The sequence below is a fragment of the Bradyrhizobium sp. LM2.9 genome, assembly GCF_054056555.1.
The window spans coordinates 5,661,409-5,685,982 of the sequence record NZ_JBSRYJ010000002.1; the positions used below are offsets into that span (position 1 = coordinate 5,661,409).

A 24,574-nucleotide genomic window follows, 5' to 3' on the forward strand; every position below is an offset into this window, starting at 1 on the left:
CACCTCCCGTCAATGGCCGGCCATAGCAGGCACTTCGCCGGGGATCATGTCCCCCGGCACGGCGTCGCCCGCTCCAAGCTCGTGCTCGGGGCCGAGCTCACCTTCCCACTTCGCCACGACCGAGGTCGCCAGCGTGTTGCCGATCACGTTGGTGGCGCTGCGGCCCATGTCGAGGAAGGTGTCGATGCCCATGATCATCAGCAGACCCGCCTCGGGAATGCCGAACTGCGACAGCGTCGAGGCGATCACCACGAGAGAGGCGCGCGGCACACCGGCGACGCCCTTGGAGGTGATCATCAGCGTCGCCAGCATCGCAAGCTGCGTCGAGAGCGACATCTCGATATGATAGGTCTGCGCGATGAAGATACTGGCGAAGGTGCAGTACATCATCGTGCCGTCAAGATTGAAGGAATAGCCGAGCGGCAGCACGAAGCTCGATATTCGCGAGGAGGCGCCGAACTTGTTCAGCCCCTCCAGCGTCTTCGGGTACGCCGCTTCCGAGCTCGCGGTGGAGAACGCGATCATCAGCGGCTCGCGGATCAGCTTCAGCAGATGGCTGTAGCGCGGCCCGATCACGATGAAGCCGACCACCACGAGGATGCCCCACAGGATCATGAGCGAGAGATAGAAGCCGCCCATGAAGACGATGAGCTTCCAGAGCACCAGCAGGCCGTTCTTGGCCACGGTCGCGGTGATGGCGGCCCACACCGCGATCGGCGCGAACAGCATCACATAGCTCGTCACCTTGAGCATGATGTGGCCGATATCGTCGATCAGCGCCAGGATCGGCTTGGAGCGCTCGGGCATCGAGCCCATCGCCACCGAGAAGAACACGGCGAAGATCACGATCTGGAGAATCTCGTTCTGCGCCATCGCGTCCGCGATCGAGGTCGGGATCAGATGGGTCAGGAATTTCTCGATCGAGAACGCCGAGACCGGCAAGCCCGTAGACTGTCCCTTGTCCGGCAGCGTGCCGGGGAAATTGGCGCCGGGCTGAAGCAGATTGACCATCACGAGGCCGAGCATCAGCGAGACGAAGGACGCGCTGACGAACCAGCCCATGGTCTTGGCGAAGATGCGGCCGAGCTTGGAGCCGGAGCCCATATGGGCGATGCCGCCGACCAGGGTCGCGAACACCAGCGGCGCGATGATCATCTTGATCAGGCGCAGGAAGATCACTGCGATCAGATTGATGGAGGAGGCCCAGTCCCCGCGCGTATCCGGCATGAAATTGTAGATCGCCGAGCCCATGACGATGCCCAGAGCCATCGCCGCCAGAATGTATTGCGTGAACCTGTTCGACATTGGTTACCCCCACGACACCGGCCGCTTCATGATGTCGCAGATACGACAACGAAGCAACACGCTTTGCGTGTGCTCGCAATGACGGGATCTTCCCGTTGCGGAACTGGCGCCGGCGATCTAGCTTTCATGCAGCGCACAACGAATGCGGCCTGCACGTTTTCTTTGCGGTGGTTGCATCAATAATCGTCAAACAAACGAAGAGGAAACACCATGAGCGGCAGCGTCAATCGCCAGATTCTTCTGGTGGAAAAGCCCAGCGGCAAGCTCGGTCCCGAACATTTCAAGATGGTCGAGGGTGCAATGCCGGAGCCGAAGGACGGCGAGGCTTTGCTGCGCGTGCGTTATATCTCGCTCGATGCCGCCAACCGCGCCTGGATGCACGGCGCGACCTATCGATCCGCCGTCGAGGCCAACAGCGTGATGGCCGGCGGCGGCATCGCCGAGGTCGTCAGCTCGAAGGCGCCCGGGCTCGTGCCGGGCGACATCGTGTTCGGCGACACCGGCTGGCAGGAGTTTGCCGCCGTGCCGGCGAAGCACCTCACCAAGATGCCGAAGCTCGAACCTATGACGCATCTGCTCAGCGTGTTCGGCATCGCCGGGCTCACCGCCTATTTCGGCCTGCTGGAGATCGGCAAGCCGAAGCAAGGCGAGACGGTCGTCGTGTCCGCGGCGGCAGGCTCGGTGGGCTCGATCGTCGGGCAGATCGCGAAGATCAGGGGATGCCGCGTGGTCGGCATCGCCGGCGGCGCCGACAAGTGCAACTGGCTGACCTCCGAACTCGGCTTCGATGCCGCCGTGGATTACAAGGACGGCGCGGTGTTCAAGGCGTTGCGCGCGGCGGCGCCCAAGGGGATCGACGTCTATTTCGACAATGTCGGCGGCGACATTCTCGAAGCCTGCCTGCCGCAGATGAACAATTACGGCCGCATCGCCTGTTGCGGCGCGATCTCGCAATATGACGGCGCGCCCTCGGCACACGGCCCGCGCGGTGTGCCCGGCTTGATCGTGGTGAAGCGGCTCGTCATGCAGGGCTTCATCGTGATGGACTACATGAAGGAGAGCCAGCGTGCGCTCGCCGAACTCCAGGCCTGGGTCGCATCCGGCAAGCTAAAGGTGCAGGAAGACATTATCGACGGATTGGAGAACACGCCGAAGGCGCTGATCGGATTGCTTGCGGGCGAGAACCGCGGCAAGCGCATGGTCAAGCTCTGACGACGTAGTTACGTCGCAATTTGCGCAGGTAATATCTACTTGCGGTAGTGGCCAAAGCGGCCAAAGATACTGTCGCGAGGCATCACTCGCGGCGATTGCGTTTGCATCACATTTTAAAATCGTCGGCGTTACCGGCAGGGCGGGAATTCACCCAAATGTTCAACATTTTGAAACATGTCTCAACGCGTAGCGCGATGTTGGCGGTAGCGCTCTTCGCAACTGCAACAGGCGCATTTGCGCAGGCGCCGACCGACGCCCAGAAGAGCGCCATCCGGTCCGCGTGCCGCTCGGACTTCATGGCGCACTGCGCGAGCGTCACGCCCGGCGGTGTGGAGGCGTATCAATGCCTCCAGAAGAACATGTCCGGCCTGTCATCGGGATGCCAGACTGCGGTGCGCGCGGTCGAGCCCGCTGCGGCGCCCAAGACCGAAGCGGCGCCCAAGGCGGAAACTGCGCCTTCCGCGACGAAGGCTGAATCCGCCCCCGCTGAAAAGCCTGCCGCCGCAGCCGCGCCGAAGGCTGCTGCGGCCAAGCAGCCGAGCAGCGCTCAGGTTGCGGCGGTCAAGAGCGCATGCCGCGCCGATTACCCCAAGGTGTGCGCCAGCGTGCCGCCGGGCGGCGCGCCCGCGCTCGAATGCCTGGAGAAGAACAAGGCAAAGGTTTCGCCGGCCTGCGAGAAGGCCGTGACCGCTGCGGCCGGTGGCGGCGCAGCGGCAACGGCGGCGCCTGCCGGCGCAGCTCCTGCGGCGGCAGCAGCACCGGCAGCCGCGCCAGCCGTGATCGTGCTGCGCCCGCTGCGGCCGCGCGAAGAGCTGTTGATCGTTCGCTCCGCCTGCGGCGCCGACATCCGCACGCTCTGCGCCGGCGTCGCGCCCGGCGGCGGTCGCATCGTACAGTGCATCGCCAGCAACGCCGCGTCGCTGTCGCCCGGATGCAAGGATGTGCTGGCGCCGTTCGCTGCGCGCTAGGAGCGTGCCATCAACATCTGACGGCGTGCACCGTTCTCGCACGCCTGCAACGATAATCGCAGACCTTTGCCGATATTCGATTTCAATGACGACAACACCGGGAGGAAGACATGCGTTCATTCCTGCTCACCGCCTCGGCGCTCCTCGCCTTCGCCGCGACCATGACCTTTGAAGCCACCGATGCCAATGCTGTGGTGTGCGCTCGCGGCGTCTATCGCGCTGGCTGCGCCGGGCCGAATGCGGCCGTCGTGGTCCGCAAGCCGGTTCCGGTGGTCCGCTGCACCAGGGTGCTGGTCAACGGGGTCTACGTAAAGCGCTGCGTCTGACGGTGCGGATGGCCAAGCCGGCGCGGTTTGGCTATGCTTCGCAACGTACTGCTTCGGACGCGCGCCAAGCGCGTGTCCGGGCATAGGCTTCGGCACGCCACGCCTTTTGCCGATAATTCCGCTGGCGCAGGACGTCGGAGCACATTAGTGTTCCCTAGATAGTAAGTATACTGTCAATCAAGGAGGCAGACGTTGCGGATCGCCGTGATTGGCGGGGGGCCCGGTGGGCTCTACTTCGCCTATCTCTGGAAGAAGCGTCACCCCGAGGATCAGGTCGACCTGTTCGAACAGAACCCGGCCGACGCGACCTGGGGCTTTGGCGTCGTGTTCTCCGACCAGGCGCTGGAATTTTTGCGTGCCGACGACCCCGAGACGGTCGACGCGATCGCGCCGCACATGGAGAGCTGGGAGAACATCACGCTCAATTTGCATGGCGACAGCGTCGCCATCGACGGTGTCGGCTTCTCCTCGATCGGTCGGCTCGAACTCCTGCAGTTCCTGCAGCAGCGCGCGATCGATGCCGGGGTCACGCCGCGCTTCGACACGCCAATTCATGCGATCGACCAGCTCAACGGCCACGATCTGATCGTCGCCGCCGACGGGCTGAACTCACTGGTGCGGCGCGCCTTCGAAGGTGATTTCGGCACCTCGCTGTCCTACTCCTCCAACAAGTTCGTCTGGTACGGCACCTCGAAGCGCTTCGACACGCTGTCGCAGACTTTCGTCAAGACCGACCGCGGCGCCTTCAACGCCCACCACTACCGCTACTCGCCGACCATGAGCACCTTCCTGGTCGAATGCGACCACGCGACCTGGCAGGCCTACGGCTTCGCCTACAGGGACGTCGAGCAGTCCAAGGGCGTGTGCGAGGAGGTGTTTGCAGATACCCTGGGCGGCCGCTCGCTGGTCTCCAACAAATCGGTCTGGCGCAATTTCCCCTGGGTCTGGAACGAACACTGGTCGTTCAAGAACATGGTGCTGCTCGGCGACGCGCTGCACTCGGCGCATTTCTCGATCGGCTCGGGCACGCGGCTCGCGATCGAGGACGCCATTGCGCTGGTCAAGGCGCTGGAATCGGACGCCCATCTTTCAACCGCTTTGCATCGCTACCAAGCCGCGCGCAAACCGGTGGTGCAGAAGCTCGTCAACGCCGCGCGGACGAGCTCGTTCTGGTATGAGCACTTTGCCCAGCACATGCAGCAGGGCCTGATGGACTTTGCCTACAGCTACATCACCCGCTCGGGCCGCATCGACGACTCCCGCCTGCGCGCGATGTCGCCGGGCTTCATGGCGCGCTACGAAGCCGCCAGGAACGGCGGGGATGAGACATGAGTAACGAGATTCGCGACCAGGTGCCCGCGGACGGCGCGGGCGCCCGCGAGATCGGCTTCGCCATTCCGCAGGTCTACAATGCAAGCCGCGTGCTGTTCGACAATCTCGCGAGAGGATGCGGCGACAAGGTCGCACTCATCGGTCCCGCGGGCACGCGCACTTATGCCGAACTCTGCACGGAGGCTTGCCGCTGGGGCAACGGCTTTGCCTCGCTGGGCCTCAAGCGCGGCGATCGCGTGCTGCTGTTCCTCGATGACACTCCGGCCTATCCCGCCGCGTTCTTCGGTGCCGTGCGCGCCGGCTTCGTGCCGCTGCTGATCAACACGCTGACGCCGCCGGATCTGCTGCAATTCTATCTCGCCGATTCCGGCGCGGCTGTCGCGGTGGCGGATGCCGAGTTCGGTGCACGTTTCAACGCCGAGGCCTGCAAGGACACGGCCCTGCACACCCTGGTCGTCGTCAATGGCGCGGTAGGCGATCACGCCGCGCCGAACGCCGTTTCTGCCGCCGGCTGGCTCGCGCAATTTCCGGCCGAGCTCGCGGAAGCCGACACGCATCGCAACGAGATGGCGTTGTGGATGTACTCATCCGGATCCACCGGCCGGCCCAAGGGCATCGTGCATCTCCAGCACGACATGGCCTATAGCGAGCTCGCCTTCGCCCGGAACGTGCTGAAGCTGGCGCCCGGCGACATCTGCTTCTCGGTGCCAAAAATCTTCTTCGCCTATGGCTTTGGCAACTCGATCACCTTCCCGTTCACGGCAGGCGCGACGACGCTGCTGCTACCAGGCCAGCCGAAGCCTGCGGCGATCTTTTCGGCGATCGAGCAGTACGGGCCGACGGTCTTCTTCGGCCTGCCGACGCTCTATACGTCGCTGACCAAGGCCGACGGTGCCGACAAGACCGACTTCTCGTCGCTGCGCATGGCGCTCTCGGCCGCCGAGGTGCTCTCGGCCGAAGTCTTCAACGGCTGGAAGACGCTCACCGGTCTCGATATCCTCGAAGGCCTCGGCTCGACCGAGGTGCTGCACATCTATCTCTCCAACCGCCCCGAGCGGAAGAAACTCGGCGCCGCGGGCCTGCGCGTGCCCGGCTACGAGGTCGCGCTGCGCGACAAGGACGGCCGCGACGTCGCCGACGACGAGGAAGGCATTTTGTGGGTGCGCGGCGATTCCAACACGCCGCTGTACTGGAACCGGCCGGACAAATCCGCCGAAACCATTCGCGAGGGCGGCTGGATCTACACCGGCGACCGCTTCGTCCGCGATGCCGACGGCTTTCACTTCTTCCGTGGGCGCGCCGACGATCTCATCAAGATCTCCGGCCAGTGGGTCTATCCGCTCGAGGTCGAGCTTTGCCTCGCCGATCACCCCGATATCCGGGAGTGCGCTGTGTTCGCTGCCGAGCTGCCGGACCGGCGCATGACGCTGAAGGCGGTCGTGGTGATGAACAGCCGCGCCGCCGATCAGCGCGAGACGACACGGCGGCTCCAGGATTATGTGAAGAGTAAGCTGCTGCCTTACAAATATCCGCGCGAGGTGATTTTCATCGACGAGCTGCCAAAGACCGGGACGGGGAAGATCGACCGGCAGGCGCTGCTGAGGATGTGAGGGGACGGCGCGGCCGCTCCCTCATTGTCGTCCCGGCGAAGGCAGTGAGTGATGCACGAGTATCGCCCAACCACTCTCCTCACCCCGCCTTTCCCAGATGCTCCAGCGCGTCTTCCGCCCGTAGCGGCACCCGCGACGCGTCGTTGTTGAGCTCAACGAGCTGCACCAGGAGCCCCATCAGCGCCTTGCGGTCGGCCGGCTTGAGCGGCTCCAGCATCCGCGCTTGGGCGCGTTCGACCGCGGGGAAGATCTCGCGCAGGATCGCCGCGCCCGGTTTGGTCAAATAAAGCAGCTTGATCCGCTTGTCTTCCAACGCCGGCCTGCGCTCGACAAAATCCTTGGCCTGAAGCCGCTCGATCACGCTGCCGAGCGTCGAGCGGTCGAAGGCGATCACGGCAGACAGCCGCGTCGCGTCGATGCCGGGGTGGGTGTGGATCGCGATCAGCGCCGCATATTGCACCGGCGTGAGATCGAACGCCTTGCACTCCTCCATGAAGATCGAGACCGCGATCTGCTGCATGCGCCGGAACAGATAGCCCGGCGCGGCATAGACTGCGTCTATCGTGATCGGAGGCGGCTTACTCGGCATCGGGCTGCTTCTCAGGCGCGGCGTTCGCGAACGCCGGCAGCGCCTTTGCGGCGGCTTCCGCCTCGAGCAAACGCGGATAGGCGGTGACATCGACACCGAAGCGGCGGGCGTTGGCGAGCTGCGGCACGAGGCAGAGATCGGCGAGCGTCGGCACATCGCCGAAGCAGAACGGCCCCGGCTCGGCCCTGATCAGCGTTTCGCAGGCCGAAAGCCCCTCGCGGTTGACCCACGCCGCCCAGTCCTGAACCTTCTCCTCCGGCAGCCCAAGCTCGCGCAGCCGCGCCAGCACCTTCAAATTCTGCACCGGATGAGTGTCGCAGGCGATCGCCAGCGCGAATGCCCTCACCTTGGCGCGCTGCAAAATATCCTTCGGCAGCAGCGGCGGATGAGGATGGGTTTCGTCGAGCCATTCGATAATGGCGACCGATTGGGTCAGCACTGCACCCGCATCATTCTCCAACGTGGGCACCAGGCCCTGCGGATTGATCGCGAGATAGGCCGGCGCACATTGCTCGCCTTTGCGAAGGTGATGCGGCAGGTGCTCGGCACCGAGGCCCTTGAGGTTCAGCGCGATCCGCACCCGGTAGGCGGCGCTGGAGCGAAAATATCCGTGCAGCTTCATCGAGACCTCCCTGTCGTTCCTTTTTCGTCAAGTTGACGCTACCTAGACCGTAAGTATACTGTCAATCAACAAAACGAACGGGAGCCGCACCATGGAAGCCGTGACCAAGACGCCGGAACGCGAGGCGTTCTATAAAAAGATCGACGGCGAGAATCTCACCGCGTTGTGGACGGTGATGAGCGATTTGATCACGCCGGAGCCGAAGAGCCCCTGCCGGCCGCATCTGTGGAAGTTCGACATCATCCGCGACTACATGACCGAAGCCGGCAAGCTGATCACCGCAAGAGAAGCCGAGCGGCGTGTGTTGGTGCTGGAGAACCCCGGCCTGCGCGGGCAATCGAAGATCACGACGTCGCTCTATGCCGGCGTGCAGATGGTGGTGCCCGGCGACGTCGCGCCCGCGCACCGGCACAGCCAGTCGGCGCTGCGCTTCGTGCTCGAAGGCAAGGGCGCCCACACTGCGGTCGACGGCGAGCGCACTGCGATGGAGCCCGGCGACTTCATCATCACGCCGTCGATGACCTGGCACGATCATTCCAACGAGACAGACGAGCCGATGTTCTGGCTCGACGGCCTCGATATTCCCCTGGTGCAGTTCTTCGATTGCTCTTTCGCGGAAGGCTCCAAGGAGGATCAGCAGAAGATCACGAGGCCCGCCGGCGACAGCTTTGCGCGCTACGGCCACAATCTGCTGCCGGTCGACGTGAAACGGAGCTCGAAGACCTCGCCGATCTTCAGCTACCCCTACGCCTACACGCGGGAGGCACTGGAAAAGGCTCGTACGAGCCAGCAGTGGGACGCATGTCACGGGCTGAAGCTGAAGTTCAGCAATCCCGAAACCGGCGATTTCGCCATGCCGACCATCGGCACGTTCATCCAGCTGCTGCCGAAGGGTTTCAAGTCCGCGCGCTATCGCTCGACCGACGCGACGGTGTTCTGTCCGATCGAAGGCCATGGCCGCACGCGCATCGGCGATGCGACCTTCGAATGGGGCCCGCGCGATTTGTTTGTGGTGCCGAGCTGGCAGTGGGTCACGCACGAGGCTGACATGGATGCGGTGCTGTTCAGCTTCTCGGATCGACCCGTGCAGCAGAAGCTGGACTTGTTTCGCGAGGATCGCGGGAACGCGTGAGGTCCTCGTAGGGCTGCGGCCATTGCAGCTACCGCCAGTGCAGCAGCCGCGTCTCCAGCCAGTTGATCACCCTGCCCACCATCAACCCAAACACCGACAGGATCACCACACCCGCCAAGAGCTGATCCGTCTGCATCAGATTGCCGGCCTGCAACACGAACGCGCCAATGCCGTACTGTGCGCCGATCATCTCGGCGCTGACGACGAGCAGCAGCGCCACCGACGACGTGATGCGGAAGCCGGCGAGGATCGCGGGCAGTGCGCCGGGCCACACCACCTTGCGCACGATGGTCGCGAACGGCACGTTGAAGCTCTGCGCCATGCGGATGAGATTGCGCGGCACCGCATCGACGCCGCTATAGACCGAGATTGCAGTCGAGAAGAACACGCCGAGCGCAATGGTCGCGATCTTCGGCTCTTCGCCGATGCCGAGCCAGAGAATCAACAGCGGCAACAGCGCGATCTTCGGGATCGGAAACAGCGCCGAGATGAAAGTAATGCCGACGCTGCGCGCCAGCCGCGACAGACCGATGGCAAAGCCGACGGCGACTCCGGCCGCCGTGCCGAGCAGCCAGCCGACACCGATGCGCAGGAGCGAGGCGGACAGATGCTGCCACAGCGCGCCCGAGATCGCGAGCTGGTAGATCGCCCGCGCGATCGCCGACGGCGCCGGCAGGAACAGCGGATTGACGAGACCGATGCTGCCGGCAGCCTGCCAGATCGCAATGACTAGCGCGAGCGCGATCCAGCCGCCGAAACGGCTGCTCGCCGGCACGAAGCCGGCGCCGCGAAAGCGGACGCGCCGGACCACTTCATCCTTCGCAGATGTTCCCGCCGGAGCGCGATCAAGCATGCTGGACCTCGCGCTCGGCATCGATCGCCTCGTTGCGGATCAGCGACCAGATCTGGTTCTGAAGCGCGAGCAGCTTTTCACGGGCTGCAATTTCACCGCGTTCGGCGCGCGTCATCGGCACGCTCACGACCTCGCGAATGCGGCCGGGACGCCGCGACAGCACCACGATGCGGTCGGCAAGCCGCGCCGCCTCTTCGAGATTATGGGTGACATAGACCGCGCCCATGCCGCCATCGGCGAGCAGCCGGACGAAATCCTCCATCAAGAGTTCACGCGTCTGCGAGTCCAGCGCCGACAACGGCTCGTCCATCAGGAGAATGGCAGGCCTGACCGCAAGCGCACGCGAGATGCCGACGCGCTGGCGCATGCCGCCTGAAAGCTGTTTTGGATAGGCCTTGCGAAAATCGGTCAGGCCGGTGCGGCGCAAGGCATCGTCGACCAGCGCGCGGCGCTGTGCGGCCGAGAGCTGGGTGTGCAGCAGCGGAAATTCGACGTTCTCCTCGACCGTCGCCCAGGGGAGCAGCGCGAAGTCCTGGAACACAAAAGTCAGCGGATTGAGACTGTCGGCCGGCGGCGCGCCGCGCAGCTCGGGCGCGCCGGAAGTCGGCAGCAACAGCCCACCGAGAATCGACAGCAGCGTGCTCTTGCCGCAGCCCGAGGGCCCCACGATCGCCACCACCTCTCCGGCGCTGACGGTGAACGAGACGTCGTCGAGCACGGCGAGATCGGCGAAGCGATGGGTGATGTGGTTGGCGATCAGGTCCATGGGAAACTCCCCGTCCTCGTTCCGTCACCCTGAGGTGCCGGAGCGAAGCGTAGGCCTCGAAGGGCGACGGCCCGGCTGCATCCGGGCCGTGCATCCTTCGAGGCTCGACTTGCGGCACGCCGCAAGTCGAGCACCTCAGGATGACGGAGATGGTTGGGAGAACGATGCATCAATCCGCCTTCACAAATTCCTTGGCGATGATCGAATTCGCATCAAAGCCCTTGTCGGCAAAGCCCTGCTCCTGGAGCCATTTGATCTGGTTGTCGACGTTCTTGACGTCGAGCTTGCCGTCGGGATCGATATAGGCGCAATTGCCGACCACCTGCTCCACCGGCAAATTGGTGTACTTTGCGATGATCTCCAGCAGCGGCTTTGTCTGCTCGTTGATCGGCGCGACGCCGTCCTTCATCGCGGCAAGAATGACGTCGTGATATTCGTGATCGGCCTTTGCCAAAGCGCCGAGCAGCTTCGTCACCAGCACCTTGTTGGTCAGCGTCTTCGGCGAAGCGAACACCGCGCCCAATTGCCAGGGTGTCTCGTCGCCGACCCAGCCGAGAAACTTCGCGCCGCCGTCGTCCATCAGTTTTCGCGCCGTCGAGATCGGCAGCAGCGCTGCATCCACAGTCTCGCCCTTCAGCGCGGCCGCCGCATTCGAGAGCGATTGCAGCGGCACGATCTTCACCTCGGCGAGCTTGAAACCATATTTGTCAGCGAGCAGGCCGAGCGAATAGTGAAAGGAAGAGCCGACCTGCGTCATCGCCACGCGCTTGCCCGCGAGATCCTTCGGCGTCTTCAAACCGCTCGCATAGGCGTTGTTGCTGGCGAAATAGCCGATCAGGGGATAACCGGCCTTCTCGCGGCTCATGCCGCCGATCACCTTCACCACGCCCTTGCCGGCGAGATTGTAGAGACCAGCGGTGAAAGCGGTAACGCCGAAATCGATGTCGCCCGAGGCGGTGGCCACCGCGATCGGCTGCGCCGCATCGAAGAATTTCAGCTCGACGTCGAGGCCGGCTTCGCGGAAATAGCCCTTGTCCTGCGCGATGAAGACGGGCGCGGAGGACGACAGGCGGAGCACGCCGATCCTGGCCTTAAGCGCGTCCTCGGCCCGGGCCGTGCCCATCGCTGTGATCGCCACCAGGCTAGCTAGCGCGAGCCGCACAATCCCGATCATCCCGTTTCCTCCAGTGGTTCTTTTGGTGGTTCTCTTGGTCGTTTTAAGCCCGTCAGAGCTCTTCGGGCACGGGCTGGTCCCGCCCGATAAAGGCGCCCTGTTGTTTCAACGTTTCCTGCAGCTTTTCAACCGGGATGTCACGCGGGATCCGGTTTCCGGACAGTGCCAGCGCGGCGGCGGAACCGGCCGCCTCCCCCATCACGAAACAGGCACCGGAGACCCGGGCCGCCGACTGGCCCTCATGGGTCATCGAGGCGCAGCGGCCGGCGACCAGCAGATTGTCGACACCTTCGGGCACCAGCATCCGGTAAGGCAACTCGTTATAGCCGCGCGATTCCGGGATTGGCGGGAAGGTGAAGACGACGTCGCCGGGAACATGGGCCTCGATCGGCCAGCCGTTGACGCCGATGGAATCCTCGAACGAGGCGCAGCCGAGCACGTCCTCGCCGCTGAGCTGGTAGCCGCCGGTGATGCGGCGGGTCTCGCGGATGCCGAGCTGCGGCGGCAAATCGACGATATAGGATTTTTCAAAGCCCGGCACGGTGCGCAGGAATTCGAAGGCGGCGAGCGCCTGCTTGCGGCCTTCGATCTCGCCGCGCGGGTAAGGTCATCAGGCTCGATGCCGTTGATGGCGTGGCCGTCCTCCCGCGCCACTTGCGTAAAGTTCACCCGCCATTCGATGCCGGACTTCTGCGGGCGCACGATCGCGCTTTTGCGCGGGAATGTGTGCGTGCCGGCGGCGGTGGCCTTCTCCATCAATTGCGGGATGGTCCGCCATGCCTCGCCCGCCTTCTCTGGATCGATGCCGTTGAGACGGAGCATCATCGAGGGGTACATCGGATGGCCGTGTTCGTCGCCGAATTCGAACGGCGCGCCGGCCCAGACCGCGAGATCGCCGTCCCCCGAGCAATCAATGAAAATCTCTGATCGCACCGCCCGCCGGCCCGCCTTGGTCTCGACCATCAGCGCGTCGATGCGGCTGTTATCGCCCATCACCACGCCGGCACCGAGCGCGTGGAAGAGGATGTGCACCTTGTTGCTGGCGAGCAGTTGGTCGGCCGCGATCTTGTAGGCGGCGGTGTCGTAGGCCTGGGCGAAGACCTTGCCGAGAATGAGATGCGGCGCGTTGAGGCCGTTCAAATGATCGATCCGCGCCAGCAGCTCGGACGCCATGCCCTGCACCAGCCTGTGGGCCTGGCCGTAGACATTGCCGTGCAAACCACAAAAGTTGGTGACGCCTGCGGCGGTGCCCATGCCGCCAAGGAAGCCGTAGCGCTCGATCAAGAGCGTCTTCCGCCCCGCGCGCGCCGCTGATGCCGCCGCGACGATGCCGGCCGGACCGCCGCCGAGCACGACGACTTCATATTCGCCGTAGAGCGGCACCTGGCGTGCCGGTTCTTCGATCGTCATGACCTGCATGGCGCGTCCTGCTCCCAAAATCTCTTGCTTGGGCCGGACTATGAATTAACGCGGGCCGGGCTACAATCTACCAAAATAAGCGATCACCGTTCTCGAATCGCGAAAGGCCGGAGATGGACATCCTGGTAAACCTTCAGGCGTTCCTCGCCACCGCGGACGCGGCCGGATTTTCCGCCGCGGCAAGAAAGCTCAATGTCGCGACTTCGGTGGTCGCGAAGCGGGTCACCCAATTGGAGACGCGGATCGGCACGCCGCTGTTTCATCGCTCGACGCGTCAATTGCGCCTGACCGCGGCTGGCCAAGAATATGTCCACCGGGCGCGCAGCGTGGTCGCCGATGTCGGCGATCTCCTGTCGCGCATGGGCGAGAAGGGCCATGATCTTATCGATCATTTGCGTATCAAGGCACCGACATCGCTGACCATCGCCCGGCTTGCCGATGTGTTCAGCGCGTTCCAGACCCAAAACCCGAAGCTGAAACTCGAAATCGTCCTGATCGACCGTCCCGTCGATCCGGTGACTGAAGGCTTCGACATCGCCATCGGCGCCTTCCCGCACTCCTTCGGCGGCGTAGTGGACGAGCCCTTGTGTGCACTGAAGCGGCTGCTCTGTGCTTCACCTGCCTATCTGAAGAAACACGGAACGCCAAAGCATCCGCGCGATCTCGTCGAGCACCGCTGCCTCAGCTTTCTGCCGACGGGGCCGGAGTGGATTTTTGACGGCCCGCGCGGCCGCATCAGCATCCAGGTCAGCCCGCTGCTCTCCTCCAACGAGGGCCATGTGCTGGCGCGCAGCGCGACCGCGGGCAACGGCATCGCGTTGATGTCGCATTATCTCGTCGCGGACGCGTTACGCGACGGCACGCTCAAACCGGTGCTGCGCGACTTTCCGATCCCGGAATTGTGGGTGAAGGCCGCGATCCCCGAGCGACGGCGCAATGCGGCCGCGGTGCAGGCGCTGCTCACACTGCTAAAAACGTCCCTCGCGACGTCGTTATGAGAAGTTGCGCCAAGTGCGCGAGGGCCGTAGCGCGTATGAGCGAAGCGATATGCGGGGCCCCTTTTGGCATTCCCGGATGTCGCTTCACTCATCAGGGCTACATTCCACATCCACAGCATCTGCCGTGGCTGCTGAGCTCACCTCGTTCCGCCGCCCCAATTCCCCGCCCGCTTCTCCGCGAACGACGCCAGCCCCTCCGCGGCTTCCGCGCTCTGTCGCTTCAGCGAATGCAGATGCACGAGCCGCGTGTAGGCCGCGTCGTCCACCGCCATGCCGCCAAACGAGCTCTCCAGCGCCAGCCGCTTGGTCTCGGCCATCGCTTCAGGTCCATTGGCAAGCAACTGCTCGACCACCTTGGCACCGGCGGCGTCGAGATCGGCGAGCGCCACCACCTCGTGGACGAGGCCGATGCGGCGGGCATCCTCAGCGCCGAAACGTTCGCCTGTCAGCGCGTAGCGGCGGACCTGCCGGACGCCGATGGCATCGCAGAGCTGCGGGATGATGATGGCCGCGGTCAGGCCCCAGCGCACTTCGGTGATCGAGAACAAGGCGTTGTCCGCCGCGATCACGACGTCGCAGGCTGCGATCACGCCGGTGCCGCCGCCAAAGCAGCCGCCCTGCACCAGCGCGACCGTCGGAATCGGCAGCGTGTTGAGCCGCTGCACGGCCTCGAAGGTCGCACGCGACGCCGCCTCGTTCGCATCAGTCGATTGCGGCCGCACGCCGTTGATCCATTTGAGATCGGCGCCGGCCTGGAAATGCTTGCCATTGCCCCGGAGCACGACGGCGCGAAGGTTGGGCTTGCTGCCGAGATCGTCCATGGCCGCAAGCACGCCCGCAATCAACGCGCCATCATAGGCGTTGTTCACCTCGGGCCGGTTCAACGTGACGGTCGCAACCCCACGCGCATCGAGGGTCCACAGGACAGGGCTGTCAGTCATCGGCGTTCCTCCGGTCGTTTGTTTGCCCTGCACTATGACCGAGGCCGCTCGTTCCGATCCATATCTTTCCGGCGTAGGGCAGCCGCGTCCATCGCATGGCGGCTTGTGTCATGCTGCCGCCGGGCGGCATTCAAGGGACCAGGGACGGGACATCACACCATGCGCATCTGCATTTTCGGCGCGGGCGCCGTCGGCAGCCATATCGCGGTCAGGCTGGCCCGCGCCGGCCACGAGGTCTCGTGCGTGATGCGCGGCGCCCATCTGGAGGCGGTCCGCGCCAATGGCCTCAAGCTGCGCGTCGGCGATTCCGAGGTCTCCGCCAAGGTGAACGCCTCCGGCGATCCGGCCCAGCTCGGCCCCCAGGACGTCGTGATCTCGACGCTCAAGGCAACCGCGCTCCAGGGGCTGGTCGCCAGCATCAAGCCGCTGCTCCAGAACGACACCGCGATCGTTTTTGCGCAGAACGGCATTCCCTGGTGGTACGGGATCGGCCTGCCGCCGCGGCATCCGACACCGCCCGACATTTCCTTCCTCGACCCCGGCGGGCGCTTGCGCGCATGCATTCCGAAAGAGCGGATCGTCGGCGGCGTCGTCTTCTCCTCCAACGAGGTGACCGCGCCCGGCGTGGTGCACAACCTCACCCCGGACCGCAACCGCCTGCTGATCGGCGAATGCGACGACCGCAATTGCGAGCGCATCACGACGCTCCGCGGAGTCTTCAACGACGCACGGCTGGAATCGCCGGCGGTCGCCGATATTCGCGAGGCGATCTGGTCAAAGCTGCTGACCAATATGTCGCTGTCGGTGCTGTGCCTGCTCACCGGTCAGACTGCGCGCGGCGTGCGCGACGATCCTGCGTTCGCCGACGTCATTCCGCGGATGCTGAACGAGGCCAACGATATCGCGCAACACTTCATTCCCGAGGTCAAGCGCGTGAGCCGCAGCGGCCCCGCACCCAATCACAAGCCGTCGCTGCTGCAGGATTACGAGCTTGGCCGCGCCATGGAGATCGACGTCCTGGTGAAAGCGCCCGCCGCCTTCGCACGCACCGCCGGCCTGTCGACGCCGACGCTTGACCTGATCGCTGCGCTCGCGATCCAGAAGGCGCGCGACAAGGGGCTTTATTCGGCGTGAGCTTCAGGCGAGCTCGTCGATCCAGGCCGCGAGCGTATCAAGCACCTCTGCAAGCACCTCATCGTTGCTGCGGCCGGACTTTTTCAGCACCGCGAAGGAGTGATCGCCGCCTTCGACCTCATGCAGCGTCGCCTTTGGACCAAGCGACTCGATGACGGGCTTGAGATGGCCAGGATCGGCAAGCTTGTCGCGCGTGCCTTGCAGGAACAGCATGGGGATTGCGATGCCGGCGAGGTGCTCGGCACGCTCGGTTGATGGTTTGCCGTCGGCGTGCAGGGGGAAGCCGAGGAAGGCGAGCCCTTTGACATCAGGCAATGGAGCCTTCGATTGCGCCTGCGACGTCATGCGCCCGCCGAACGATTTTCCACCCGCGCCGAGCGTCACGCCGGGGCACAGCCCCGCAGCCTGCTCGACCGCCGCGCGGACGGTGGCGTGCGCGACCGCCGGCTGGTCGGGACGCCCCTGTTTCTTCTCCATGTAAGGAAAATTGAAGCGGAACGTCGCGATGCCGCGGTCGGCAAGGCCGGCGGCGACTTTCTCCATGAAGGAATGCCGCATATCCGCGCCCGCACCATGGGCCAGCACGTAACAGGCGCGCGCATTGTCCGGCTGCGTCAGGATCGCCGAGACCGTGCCGATGCGCTCGATGTCGAGCTTGAGCTCTTGAGTTTTGACAGCCACAATCAGACATCCCGACAGACGCTAATCCGGCCGCCTTGGTAGCGTCACCGGCGCAGCCTGAAAACACAATAATTGCCACGGCCGCCCGGCCTACCAAGCCGGAAAGCCGCATTGACCGAGGTGACCATGTCCTACCGCTCCTCCTGGATGACCGAAGAGCTCGAAATCTTCCGCGACCAGTTCCGGAAATATCTTGCCAAGGACCTGGCCCCGCATGCCGAAAAATGGCGCGAGCAGAAGATGGTCGACCGCTTTGCCTGGCGCGGGCTCGGCGAGATGGGCGCGCTGCTGGCAAGCGTGCCGGAAGAATATGGCGGCCTTGGTGCCACCTTCGCCTATGATGCCGCCGTGCTCGACGACCTCGAAAGCACGGTGCCGGAGCTGACGACCGGCGTCTCCGTGCACAGCGCTATCGTCGCGCACTACATCCTCAATTACGGCTCGGAGGAGCAGAAGAAGCGCTGGCTGCCAAAGATGGCTTCCGGCGAGATGATCGGCGCCATCGCCATGACCGAGCCCGGCACCGGCTCGGATTTGCAAGCCGTGAAGACCACGGCCAGGAAGCAGGGCAATTCCTACGTCATCAACGGCCAGAAGACTTTTATTACCAACGGCCAGGCTGCCGATCTCGTCGTCGTGGTCGCGCGCACCGGCGATGTCGGCGCCAAGGGCATCTCGCTGATCGTGGTCGAGACCGCGGGCGCGGATGGTTACAAGCGCGGGCGCAACCTCGACAAGATCGGCCTGCATGCCTCCGACACGTCCGAGCTGTTCTTCGACAACGTCACCGTGCCGCCGGAAAACCTGCTCGGCGGCGAGGAAGGCCAGGGCTTTGTCCAGTTGATGCAGCAATTGCCGCAGGAACGCCTCGCACTCGCGGTCGGCGCAGTCGCCGCGATGGAGCGTGCGATAAAACTCACCGTCGATTACACCAAGGAGCGGAAAGCGTTCGGCAAGCCGCTGATGGAGTTCCAGAACACCGCCTTCAAGCTCGCCGAGCGCAAGACCGAAGCGATGATCGCGCGCGTCTTCGTCGATTGGTGCATCGAGCGGCTGGTCGCAAAGGACCTCGACACCGTCACGGCGTCGATGGCGAAATACTGGTGCTCGGACAAGCAGGTCCAGACCGCCGACGAATGCCTGCAGCTGTTCGGCGGCTACGGCTACATGCAGGAATACCCGATCTCGCGCATCTTCATCGATTCCCGCATCCAGAAGATCTATGGCGGCACCAACGAGATCATGAAGCTGCTGATCGCAAGGTCGCTGTAGTCAGGTCAGGTCACTGTAATCAGGTCGCTGTGAGCGGCTACTTGATCCGCTGGTCGGCCACGACAGCTTGCCCTCGAAGATGACCTGCCCGGACATGACGTACCCTGCTCGATCGCAACGAGTTCAAATTTGCGAGACAACCCGTCATTGCAAGATGCGGCACCAGACCATACGCTGCGTACGACGGGGCAACCACCATCTGGTTTCGTTTGCGTCACGTCAGGAGACAAGCGAATGGTTCACCTCTCGCGCCGGAAACTCCTCCAGCTTGCTGCTGTTTCGCCGTCTGCCCTTTCCGCCGCCTGGACGGCACCGGCGTCAGCCGCTGCCGGCCCCAAGACCCTCATTGCTGTGATGCAATCGGACCTTCGCGTCACCGATCCCGGCTTTACGACAGCCATCATCACCCGCGACCATGGCTATATGGTCTACGATACCCTGCTCGGCATCGATGCCACCTTCAAGGTGCGGCCGCAGATGGCCGACTGGACGGTGTCCGCGGACAAGCTGACCTACACCTTTACCTTGCGCGAGGGCCTGAAATGGCATGACGGAGCGCCGGTGACGGCGGAGGATTGCGTCGCCTCGCTGAAGCGCTGGGGCACGAGCGTCGACGGCATGGCGCGCAAGCTGATGGACTTCACAGCAGGCAATCGAAGCCGCAGATGCCAAAACGATCGTCTTCAAGCTGAAGGAGCCTTATGGCCTCGTACTCGAGACGATCGCCAAGCCATCGGCGATCTGCGCCTTCATGATGCCCAAGCGGCTTGCTGAAACCCCTATCAGCAAGCAAATTCCGGAGCAGATCGGCTCCGGTCCATTCCGGTTCGTGGCTGCCGAATTCCAGCCCGGCGTGAAAGCTGTTTACGAAAAGAACACCGACTATGTGCCGCGCAAGGAGCCCCCCGAATGGACGTCGGGCGGCAAGGTGGTCAAGGTCGACCGTGTCGAGTGGCTGACGACGCCGGACTCGCAGACCGCGCTCAACGCGCTGCAATCCGGTGATGTCGATTTCCTTGAAACGCCGCCATTCGACATGCTGCCCGCGCTGGAGTCGAATCCGGACATCAACGTGGCAATCCTGAACAAGTTCGGCTTCCAATCGTTCGGCCGGATGAACTTCCTGCATCCGCCGTTCAATAATGTGAAGATCCGCCGCGCCGCGATGCTCGCGATCAACCAGAAGGACGTGCTCGACGCACAGATCGGCAATCCCAAATACTACAAGCTCTGCGGCGCATTCTTTATCTGCGATACGCCGCTGGCCAGCGACGAAGGCGGCGAGACCCTGGTCAAGGGAAACGGCATGGCGGATGCCAGGAAGGCCTTGGCCGAATCCGGTTATGACGGCACGCCGGTGGTGATCCTGGCCCCAACCGACCAGATCCTGCTGAAAGCGCAGCCGGTCATGGTCGCACAGCTCCTGCGCGAGGCAGGCTTCAAGGTCGACGTTCAGGCGATGGACTGGCAGACCGTGGTCACCCGCCGCGCCAACCAGAAATCCCCGAAGGAAGGCGGCTGGAACATGTTCTTCACCTACCAGGGCGCCGCCGACTCGATGAACCCACTTGTCAACATCGCGATCGTCGGCAAGGGCACGGAGGGCGGCTGGTTCGGCTGGTCCGAGGACCCCAAGCTCGAGCAGTTGCGCGACGCTTTTGCCCGCGCCACCTCATCGGAAGAGCAGAAGAAGATCGCGCTCGACGTGCAGAAGGAAGCTTATGATCAGGTGATCTACGTCCCGCTCGGCCAGTTCCAGGCGCCGAGCGCATGGCGCAAATCACTGACCGGCGTGATCGACGGCCCGGCAACGCCGATGTTCTGGAATGTCGACAAGAACGAGTAGGCTGACGGCCTCACGAACCACTAGTTCGGATGCCACCAGCGGCCGCCGATGACAACGCCTTCGGACACGATCTTGCGATCGCCGATCAGGTGCTCGCCGACGACGTCCTCATAGTCGAACTGGCCTTCTTTGACCGAGATCAGCGTGGCGTCGCCGACGCTGCCAGGCTTGAGGCTGCCGAGCTCGGGGCGCCGCAGCGCCATCGCAGCGTTGCCCGTGGAGGTTGCGATGACATCGGACAGTGGCATGCCCATGCACAAAAATTTCGACAGGGTCGTCACCTGGTCAAAGGCCGGCCCGTCGATGCAGAGCTGATGGATGTCGGAGGAGATGGTGTCCGGATAGAAGCCGTTGGCGAGCATGGCGCGCGCGGTCTTGAACGCGAACGAACCCTTGCCGTGGCCGATGTCGAACAGCACGCCGCGCTCGCGAGCGTCGAGCACCGCCCGCTTCACCGTGCCCTGCGCGGTCGCGGGCGTGTTCGGGAACGGCCGGAACGCATGGGTGAGCACGTCGCCGGGGCGCAGGCGCGCCAGTACCTCCTCGTAGGTCGGCGGCGGATGGTCGATATGCGCCATCAGGGGCATGCCGACCTCGTTCGCGACCTCGAGCGCGATATCGAGCGGCACGACGCCCGACGTGCCCGAGGAGTGCAAGCCCACGCGCACCTTGATGCCGACGATGAGATCGCGGTTGGCATCGGCCACCCTGGCCGCCTCGACCGGATTCATCAGCCGCAGCTCCTCGCTCTCGCCGACCATGATCCGGTGCGAGAAGCCAAAAATGCCGGCATGCGAGACGTGCAGATAAGCGAGAATGCGAACCTGGCTCGGCTCGATCACGTGCTTGCGGAAGCCCGCGAAATTGCCGGGCCCCGCGCTGCCGGTATCGACGGCGGTGGTGACGCCGGAGAGGCGGCAGAATTCCTCGGCGTCGATGCCAAGCGAAGTGCCGCCCCAATAGACATGAGTGTGGAGATCGATCAGGCCAGGGGTGACGATGTAGCGAGACACGTCGCGCACATCCGTGCCCGGATCCGCCTTGAGGGCGCTGCCGACCGCCGCCACCTTGCCGCCCGCAAAGGCGATATCGGTCACGGCATCGAGCTTCTGGGACGGGTCGACCACACGGCCGCCGCGCAGGATCAAATCGAAAGACATCGTATCTCCAGATATGGCAGTGAGGTGGGACCGGCAATCAGCCCGGGCAAGGAAGGAAGCTTCGCGCTTCTAGCAATTTTTGCGCCGACGAGCGTGGCAAACGCAGCGATTGCTCATTGAGAAACTGGCGATCCCGGGAAGACTCGAACTTCCGACCTACGGTTTAGGAAACCGTCGCTCTATCCGGCTGAGCTACGGGACCGCGGAACCCGCGGGACGGGTTCGGCCCCCTCATAGCAGAGCAGAATGCGGTTCGCCAGCCGCAAGGCGGGCCAGATCAGCGTCAACCTGAACGGGACGGCTGTACAATCGCCTCCAGATCCCACTCGGCGGAGTAGCCCACATGATCGAAAGCATCAGCGCCATCACGCTCGGCACGCATGACATGGGGCGCGCCGTGCAGTTCTATCGTTCGCTGGGGTTCGAACTGCTATATGGCGGCGAGGCCGCTGCATTCACAAGCTTTCGCGCCGGCACCGGCTATCTCAACTTGACTGCGCAGCCGGAAGACAAGCACTGGTCCTGGTGGGGCCGCGTCATCTTCTACGTCGCCGATGTCGACGGGGCCTACGCGCGCGCACGCGCCGCCGGGTGGCAGCCGTCGACCGCGCCGCGCGATGCAGAATGGGGTGAGCGCTACTTCCATTCTCACCGACCCCGACGGCCATGAGCTCAGTTTCGCGCGACCGTTGTCCGGACCGCATAAGTCACATCCGCTGACGTTCCCAACGCGCGAGTAGCGCCGTCTCAGCCACCGTGGCAAACTCGGCGCGGTTTCCTCAAGCGAGAATTGTATCTGGGTTCTAACCAGGGAGGACGACCATGGTAACCTATGTCGTGCTGGGGAACTTCACTGATCAGGGAGTCCGCAACGTCAAGGACTCGCCGAAGCGGGTCGACGCTTTCAAGGAAATGGCCAAAACGTTCGGCGTGACCGTGAAAGAGATCGTCTGGACGCAGGGACGATATGACGTTGTGACCGTTCTCGAGGCTCCAGATGAGGCTGCCGCAATGTCGCTCAGCCTTAGTCTCAGCGCGCTTGGCAATGTCCGCACCGAAACGCTGCGCGCGTTTTCGGCAGCAGATATGACAAAGATCGTTGGCAAGATGCTCTGACGCTCAAGCCCGCGCCAGCGCACCGGACCTGGGATGGCAATCCCCGGAAGGAGCCTCTCACGCCCGGATATTGTTGTCCCGCACCACCTTGCCCCAGGTGGCGACCTGCTTGTCGAAGAAGGTCTTGAACGCAGGGCCGTCCTCGAGCAGCAGCGTCATCTGCTGCGTCTCCTTGAGCTGTGCGGCGGTCGCGGGCTCGCTCAGGATTTCCCTGGACGCCGTCGCGAGGGCTGCGACGATGTCAGGCGGCGTACCCGTGGGCGCGAAGATGCCCCACCATGCCAGCGTCTCGAAATCCGGAAAGCCCGCCTCGATCGCGGTCGGCGTATCCGGCAGGCCCGGCAGCCGCGCGCGGCCGAGTTGCAGGATCGGACGCAGCATGTTGGTGCCGAGCTGCGCTGCGACCAGCGCCGCCGATCCCGCGATCAGATCGACATGGCCGCCGAGCACGTCGTTCATCGCGGGGCCACCGCCGCGATAGGGCACGTGCATGACCTCGACGCCGGCCTTGTTGCCGAGCACGGTCATGGCGAGATGGCCGAGCGTGCCGATGCCGACGGAGGCATATTTCACTGCGCCGGGCGTCGCCTTGCAGGCCGCCACCACGTCGGCAAAGCTCTTGTAGGGACGGCCCGCACCGGCCGCGATCACGTAGGGCGCGGTGCCGACCAGCAACACCGGCATCAGCTCGCGCTCGACATCGACGGGCGGCTTGTCGAGGATGGAGGGAATCACCGCGTGAGAATCGAAGGTGACCAGGAACGTGGAGCCGTCAGGCGGGCTCTTGGCGACCTGCGCCGCGCCGAGCGCGCCGGCGGCGCCCGACTTGTTCTCGACAATGACGATGCGATTGAGCTTGGTTTGCAGATGGCTCTGGAGCAGCCGCGCCATCGCATCGGTCGATCCGCCCGGCGGAAACGGCACCACCAGCGTGATTTTTGAGGCCTGTGCGCTTGCCGGTGCCATCGCGAGGATGGCGGGCGCGGCCAGCAGCGCCCGTCGTGTGATCGTCATGTTGTCCTCCCTGTTTTGCCTTCGCTCTTTGCTTTTTTGCTTGTGAGCGCTTTAAGTCGTCCCGAAACCGGACCCCGCTTTTCTGTATTCCGGCCGCGGTGGACTAAAGATGTCCAGCACGCGGGCGCCGTCGGGGCCGGCGCGCATGGTATGCGGCACATTACCGGGCGTGCGCCAGAAATCGCCCTTCTTCACGGAAATCTCTTCGTCGCCCTGGACGCGGATCGCGGAGCCGTCGAGCAGCACGCCCCATTGCTCCTCGGGATGATGGTGCAGCGTGCCCTGCGCATGCGGCGCCAGCGTCACCACCGACAGCATCGCCTGCTCGCCGGAGAAGATGCGCGTGGTCACCCCTGCCGCGAGCTCGCGAAGCAGCCCGTCGCCGGTATCGTCGAGATTGTGGAATTCCTCTTTCTGGCTCACGCGATCCTCCCCTTCTTTTTTCTCTGATCAGGATTTTCCATACGAGCCCTGATAGCGGCCCTCGCGGATCGCCTTCAGCGTCTCCTCCTCGCGCGCGACCTGGGCCCGCACGGCTTCCAGCAGAGCCGCGGCACCGGCGGCGGGAAACGCCACCACGCCGTCCTCGTCGCCGACCACGATGTCGCCGGGCGAGATCACGCTGCCGCCGATGGTAACAGGCAAATTGATCTCGCCGGGGCCGTTCTTGTAGGGCCCGCGGTGGATCACCGCGCGGGCGTAGCAGGGAAAGTCGTCGGCCGCGAACGCCGCAACGTCGCGGATCGCGCCGTCGATCACATAACCTTCGGCTTTGCGCCACTGCGCGATAGTCTTCATGATCTCGCCGACCAGCGCCCGCGTCTCGTCGCCGCCGCCATCGACCACGATGACGTCGCCCGGGCCGACCAGTTCGAGCGCGCGGTGGATGGCGAGATTGTCGCCGGGACGGGTACGGACCGTGAAGGCCGTGCCCACCAGCTTGCCGCCGCGATGATAGGGCTTTAGCCCGACGGCACCCGGCAGCCGGGCGAGATTGTCCGAAATGACCGAGGTCGGCGCACCGCGAAAACCCTCGATGATCTCGGCCGGCGGCTTCGGCACAGAGTTCGCAGCGATGGTGATGGTCATGATCGTCAGTCCTTC

22 protein-coding genes, 1 tRNA gene and 3 pseudogenes are annotated in these 24,574 nt (G+C 64.2%); 12 read left to right on the forward strand and 14 right to left on the reverse strand.

Annotated features, from left to right (window positions below; all coding sequences use genetic code 11):
- Window positions 1–9: 9 nt before the first annotated feature.
- On the reverse strand, window positions 10–1,305 hold the full coding sequence (locus ACVWW3_RS29345) for a dicarboxylate/amino acid:cation symporter (RefSeq protein ID WP_247348621.1): 1,296 nt from the start codon (window positions 1,303–1,305) through the stop codon (window positions 10–12).
- A 210-nt stretch (window positions 1,306–1,515) separates the two neighbouring features.
- On the opposite strand from ACVWW3_RS29345, the gene ACVWW3_RS29350 reads away from it, so the two are divergent.
- The 5 genes from ACVWW3_RS29350 (at window position 1,516) to ACVWW3_RS29370 (ending at window position 6,753) form a co-directional block, all read left to right on the forward strand.
- Entirely contained in the window at window positions 1,516–2,517 is a 1,002-nt protein-coding gene (locus ACVWW3_RS29350; protein ID WP_247348618.1) for an NADP-dependent oxidoreductase, read from the forward strand.
- Between the two features lie 155 nt (window positions 2,518–2,672).
- Window positions 2,673–3,485: a cysteine rich repeat-containing protein gene (locus ACVWW3_RS29355; RefSeq protein WP_247348614.1), complete on the forward strand. Its 813-nt coding sequence runs from the start codon at window positions 2,673–2,675 to the stop codon at window positions 3,483–3,485.
- Between the two features lie 110 nt (window positions 3,486–3,595).
- Window positions 3,596–3,811 (forward strand): hypothetical protein, encoded by a 216-nt coding sequence (locus tag ACVWW3_RS29360; RefSeq protein ID WP_247348611.1) that lies wholly within the window; start codon window positions 3,596–3,598, stop codon window positions 3,809–3,811.
- 192 nt (window positions 3,812–4,003) lie between these two features.
- The gene (locus ACVWW3_RS29365; RefSeq protein ID WP_456647822.1) at window positions 4,004–5,143 is read left to right on the forward strand and encodes an FAD-dependent monooxygenase; all 1,140 of its coding nucleotides are present in this window, start codon (window positions 4,004–4,006) and stop codon (window positions 5,141–5,143) included.
- A complete protein-coding gene (locus tag ACVWW3_RS29370) occupies window positions 5,140–6,753 on the forward strand; it encodes a benzoate-CoA ligase family protein (protein WP_456647821.1) in 1,614 nt (537 codons plus the stop codon). Before ACVWW3_RS29365 ends, ACVWW3_RS29370 begins: the two co-directional genes overlap by 4 nt.
- A gap of 79 nt (window positions 6,754–6,832) precedes the next feature.
- Here ACVWW3_RS29370 and ACVWW3_RS29375 read toward each other — a convergent pair whose 3' ends face one another.
- Both ACVWW3_RS29375 and maiA read right to left on the reverse strand, forming a co-directional pair.
- The gene (locus tag ACVWW3_RS29375; RefSeq protein ID WP_456647820.1) at window positions 6,833–7,342 is read right to left on the reverse strand and encodes a MarR family winged helix-turn-helix transcriptional regulator; all 510 of its coding nucleotides are present in this window, start codon (window positions 7,340–7,342) and stop codon (window positions 6,833–6,835) included.
- The gene (maiA, locus tag ACVWW3_RS29380; protein WP_456647819.1) at window positions 7,332–7,964 is read right to left on the reverse strand and encodes a maleylacetoacetate isomerase; all 633 of its coding nucleotides are present in this window, start codon (window positions 7,962–7,964) and stop codon (window positions 7,332–7,334) included. The genes ACVWW3_RS29375 and maiA overlap by 11 nt, the downstream gene beginning before the upstream one ends.
- A 91-nt stretch (window positions 7,965–8,055) precedes the next feature.
- On the opposite strand from maiA, the gene gtdA reads away from it, so the two are divergent.
- Entirely contained in the window at window positions 8,056–9,096 is a 1,041-nt protein-coding gene (gene gtdA / locus ACVWW3_RS29385) for a gentisate 1,2-dioxygenase (RefSeq protein WP_456647818.1), read from the forward strand.
- A gap of 28 nt (window positions 9,097–9,124) precedes the next feature.
- Here gtdA and ACVWW3_RS29390 read toward each other — a convergent pair whose 3' ends face one another.
- The 4 genes and pseudogenes from ACVWW3_RS29390 to ACVWW3_RS29405 all read right to left on the reverse strand — a co-directional run bounded on the left by ACVWW3_RS29390 (window position 9,125) and on the right by ACVWW3_RS29405 (window position 13,308).
- The gene (locus ACVWW3_RS29390) at window positions 9,125–9,949 is read right to left on the reverse strand and encodes an ABC transporter permease (RefSeq protein ID WP_456647817.1); all 825 of its coding nucleotides are present in this window, start codon (window positions 9,947–9,949) and stop codon (window positions 9,125–9,127) included.
- Window positions 9,942–10,715: an ABC transporter ATP-binding protein gene (locus ACVWW3_RS29395; protein ID WP_247445419.1), complete on the reverse strand. Its 774-nt coding sequence runs from the start codon at window positions 10,713–10,715 to the stop codon at window positions 9,942–9,944. Before ACVWW3_RS29395 ends, ACVWW3_RS29390 begins: the two co-directional genes overlap by 8 nt.
- A gap of 169 nt (window positions 10,716–10,884) precedes the next feature.
- Window positions 10,885–11,889 (reverse strand): ABC transporter substrate-binding protein, encoded by a 1,005-nt coding sequence (locus ACVWW3_RS29400; protein ID WP_456647816.1) that lies wholly within the window; start codon window positions 11,887–11,889, stop codon window positions 10,885–10,887.
- A 52-nt stretch (window positions 11,890–11,941) separates the two neighbouring features.
- A pseudogene (locus tag ACVWW3_RS29405) lies at window positions 11,942–13,308 on the reverse strand (FAD-dependent oxidoreductase).
- Window positions 13,309–13,421: 113 nt separating this feature from the next.
- Here ACVWW3_RS29405 and ACVWW3_RS29410 point away from each other — a divergent pair.
- On the forward strand, window positions 13,422–14,306 hold the full coding sequence (locus tag ACVWW3_RS29410; protein ID WP_456647814.1) for a LysR family transcriptional regulator: 885 nt from the start codon (window positions 13,422–13,424) through the stop codon (window positions 14,304–14,306).
- A 137-nt stretch (window positions 14,307–14,443) separates the two neighbouring features.
- Here the strand turns inward: ACVWW3_RS29410 and ACVWW3_RS29415 are convergent, their stop codons facing one another.
- Window positions 14,444–15,247 carry an enoyl-CoA hydratase-related protein gene (locus ACVWW3_RS29415; RefSeq protein WP_456672227.1) on the reverse strand — a complete coding sequence of 268 codons (804 nt, stop codon included), beginning with the start codon at window positions 15,245–15,247 and terminating at the stop codon, window positions 14,444–14,446.
- Between the two features lie 159 nt (window positions 15,248–15,406).
- On the opposite strand from ACVWW3_RS29415, the gene ACVWW3_RS29420 reads away from it, so the two are divergent.
- The gene (locus ACVWW3_RS29420) at window positions 15,407–16,381 is read left to right on the forward strand and encodes a ketopantoate reductase family protein (RefSeq protein ID WP_456647813.1); all 975 of its coding nucleotides are present in this window, start codon (window positions 15,407–15,409) and stop codon (window positions 16,379–16,381) included.
- A gap of 3 nt (window positions 16,382–16,384) precedes the next feature.
- Here the strand turns inward: ACVWW3_RS29420 and ACVWW3_RS29425 are convergent, their stop codons facing one another.
- Entirely contained in the window at window positions 16,385–17,062 is a 678-nt protein-coding gene (locus ACVWW3_RS29425; protein WP_456647812.1) for an alpha/beta hydrolase family protein, read from the reverse strand.
- A 126-nt stretch (window positions 17,063–17,188) separates the two neighbouring features.
- On the opposite strand from ACVWW3_RS29425, the gene ACVWW3_RS29430 reads away from it, so the two are divergent.
- On the forward strand, window positions 17,189–18,334 hold the full coding sequence (locus tag ACVWW3_RS29430; RefSeq protein WP_354104539.1) for an acyl-CoA dehydrogenase family protein: 1,146 nt from the start codon (window positions 17,189–17,191) through the stop codon (window positions 18,332–18,334).
- A gap of 234 nt (window positions 18,335–18,568) precedes the next feature.
- Window positions 18,569–20,180: pseudogene (locus ACVWW3_RS29435) on the forward strand (ABC transporter substrate-binding protein).
- 20 nt (window positions 20,181–20,200) lie between these two features.
- On the opposite strand, the gene ACVWW3_RS29440 reads toward ACVWW3_RS29435, so the two are convergent.
- Together ACVWW3_RS29440 and ACVWW3_RS29445 are read right to left on the reverse strand one after the other, a co-directional pair.
- On the reverse strand, window positions 20,201–21,340 hold the full coding sequence (locus ACVWW3_RS29440; RefSeq protein WP_456647810.1) for an amidohydrolase/deacetylase family metallohydrolase: 1,140 nt from the start codon (window positions 21,338–21,340) through the stop codon (window positions 20,201–20,203).
- Window positions 21,341–21,465: 125 nt separating this feature from the next.
- A tRNA-Arg gene (locus ACVWW3_RS29445) sits at window positions 21,466–21,542 on the reverse strand.
- A gap of 141 nt (window positions 21,543–21,683) precedes the next feature.
- Between ACVWW3_RS29445 and ACVWW3_RS29450 the strand changes: the two are divergent.
- Window positions 21,684–22,080, forward strand: a pseudogene (locus ACVWW3_RS29450) (VOC family protein).
- An 82-nt stretch (window positions 22,081–22,162) separates the two neighbouring features.
- On the forward strand, window positions 22,163–22,456 hold the full coding sequence (locus tag ACVWW3_RS29455) for a GYD domain-containing protein (protein WP_247348584.1): 294 nt from the start codon (window positions 22,163–22,165) through the stop codon (window positions 22,454–22,456).
- 57 nt (window positions 22,457–22,513) lie between these two features.
- On the opposite strand, the gene ACVWW3_RS29460 is transcribed toward ACVWW3_RS29455, so the two are convergent.
- Genes ACVWW3_RS29460 through ACVWW3_RS29470 form a run of 3 tightly spaced genes read right to left on the reverse strand, consistent with a single transcriptional unit; the run spans window position 22,514 to window position 24,559 of the window.
- Window positions 22,514–23,470 (reverse strand): tripartite tricarboxylate transporter substrate-binding protein, encoded by a 957-nt coding sequence (locus ACVWW3_RS29460; protein WP_456647808.1) that lies wholly within the window; start codon window positions 23,468–23,470, stop codon window positions 22,514–22,516.
- Between the two features lie 51 nt (window positions 23,471–23,521).
- Window positions 23,522–23,893: a cupin domain-containing protein gene (locus tag ACVWW3_RS29465; protein WP_247445433.1), complete on the reverse strand. Its 372-nt coding sequence runs from the start codon at window positions 23,891–23,893 to the stop codon at window positions 23,522–23,524.
- 27 nt (window positions 23,894–23,920) lie between these two features.
- Window positions 23,921–24,559, reverse strand: coding sequence for an RraA family protein (locus tag ACVWW3_RS29470; protein ID WP_456647807.1), 639 nt, complete (start codon window positions 24,557–24,559; stop codon window positions 23,921–23,923).
- Window positions 24,560–24,574: the final 15 nt, after the last annotated feature.

Excerpts from the sequence above, each read along its gene's own strand:
- ACVWW3_RS29370 (WP_456647821.1), top strand. The coding sequence starts at position 5,140 with ATGAGTAACGAGATTCGCGACCAGGTGCCCGCGGACGGCGCGGGCGCC.
- ACVWW3_RS29355 (WP_247348614.1), top strand. The coding sequence starts at position 2,673 with ATGTTCAACATTTTGAAACATGTCTCAACGCGTAGCGCGATGTTGGCG.
- ACVWW3_RS29430 (WP_354104539.1), top strand. The coding sequence starts at position 17,189 with ATGTCCTACCGCTCCTCCTGGATGACCGAAGAGCTCGAAATCTTCCGC.
- ACVWW3_RS29470 (WP_456647807.1), bottom strand. The coding sequence starts at position 24,559 with ATGACCATCACCATCGCTGCGAACTCTGTGCCGAAGCCGCCGGCCGAG.
- ACVWW3_RS29395 (WP_247445419.1), bottom strand. The coding sequence starts at position 10,715 with ATGGACCTGATCGCCAACCACATCACCCATCGCTTCGCCGATCTCGCC.
- ACVWW3_RS29455 (WP_247348584.1), top strand. The coding sequence starts at position 22,163 with ATGGTAACCTATGTCGTGCTGGGGAACTTCACTGATCAGGGAGTCCGC.
- ACVWW3_RS29420 (WP_456647813.1), top strand. The coding sequence starts at position 15,407 with ATGCGCATCTGCATTTTCGGCGCGGGCGCCGTCGGCAGCCATATCGCG.
- maiA (WP_456647819.1), bottom strand. The coding sequence starts at position 7,964 with ATGAAGCTGCACGGATATTTTCGCTCCAGCGCCGCCTACCGGGTGCGG.
- ACVWW3_RS29415 (WP_456672227.1), bottom strand. The coding sequence starts at position 15,247 with ATGACTGACAGCCCTGTCCTGTGGACCCTCGATGCGCGTGGGGTTGCG.
- gtdA (WP_456647818.1), top strand. The coding sequence starts at position 8,056 with ATGGAAGCCGTGACCAAGACGCCGGAACGCGAGGCGTTCTATAAAAAG.
- ACVWW3_RS29460 (WP_456647808.1), bottom strand. The coding sequence starts at position 23,470 with ATGACGATCACACGACGGGCGCTGCTGGCCGCGCCCGCCATCCTCGCG.
- ACVWW3_RS29400 (WP_456647816.1), bottom strand. The coding sequence starts at position 11,889 with ATGATCGGGATTGTGCGGCTCGCGCTAGCTAGCCTGGTGGCGATCACA.
- ACVWW3_RS29360 (WP_247348611.1), top strand. The coding sequence starts at position 3,596 with ATGCGTTCATTCCTGCTCACCGCCTCGGCGCTCCTCGCCTTCGCCGCG.
- ACVWW3_RS29410 (WP_456647814.1), top strand. The coding sequence starts at position 13,422 with ATGGACATCCTGGTAAACCTTCAGGCGTTCCTCGCCACCGCGGACGCG.
- ACVWW3_RS29375 (WP_456647820.1), bottom strand. The coding sequence starts at position 7,342 with ATGCCGAGTAAGCCGCCTCCGATCACGATAGACGCAGTCTATGCCGCG.
- ACVWW3_RS29390 (WP_456647817.1), bottom strand. The coding sequence starts at position 9,949 with ATGCTTGATCGCGCTCCGGCGGGAACATCTGCGAAGGATGAAGTGGTC.
- ACVWW3_RS29345 (WP_247348621.1), bottom strand. The coding sequence starts at position 1,305 with ATGTCGAACAGGTTCACGCAATACATTCTGGCGGCGATGGCTCTGGGC.
- ACVWW3_RS29440 (WP_456647810.1), bottom strand. The coding sequence starts at position 21,340 with ATGTCTTTCGATTTGATCCTGCGCGGCGGCCGTGTGGTCGACCCGTCC.
- ACVWW3_RS29350 (WP_247348618.1), top strand. The coding sequence starts at position 1,516 with ATGAGCGGCAGCGTCAATCGCCAGATTCTTCTGGTGGAAAAGCCCAGC.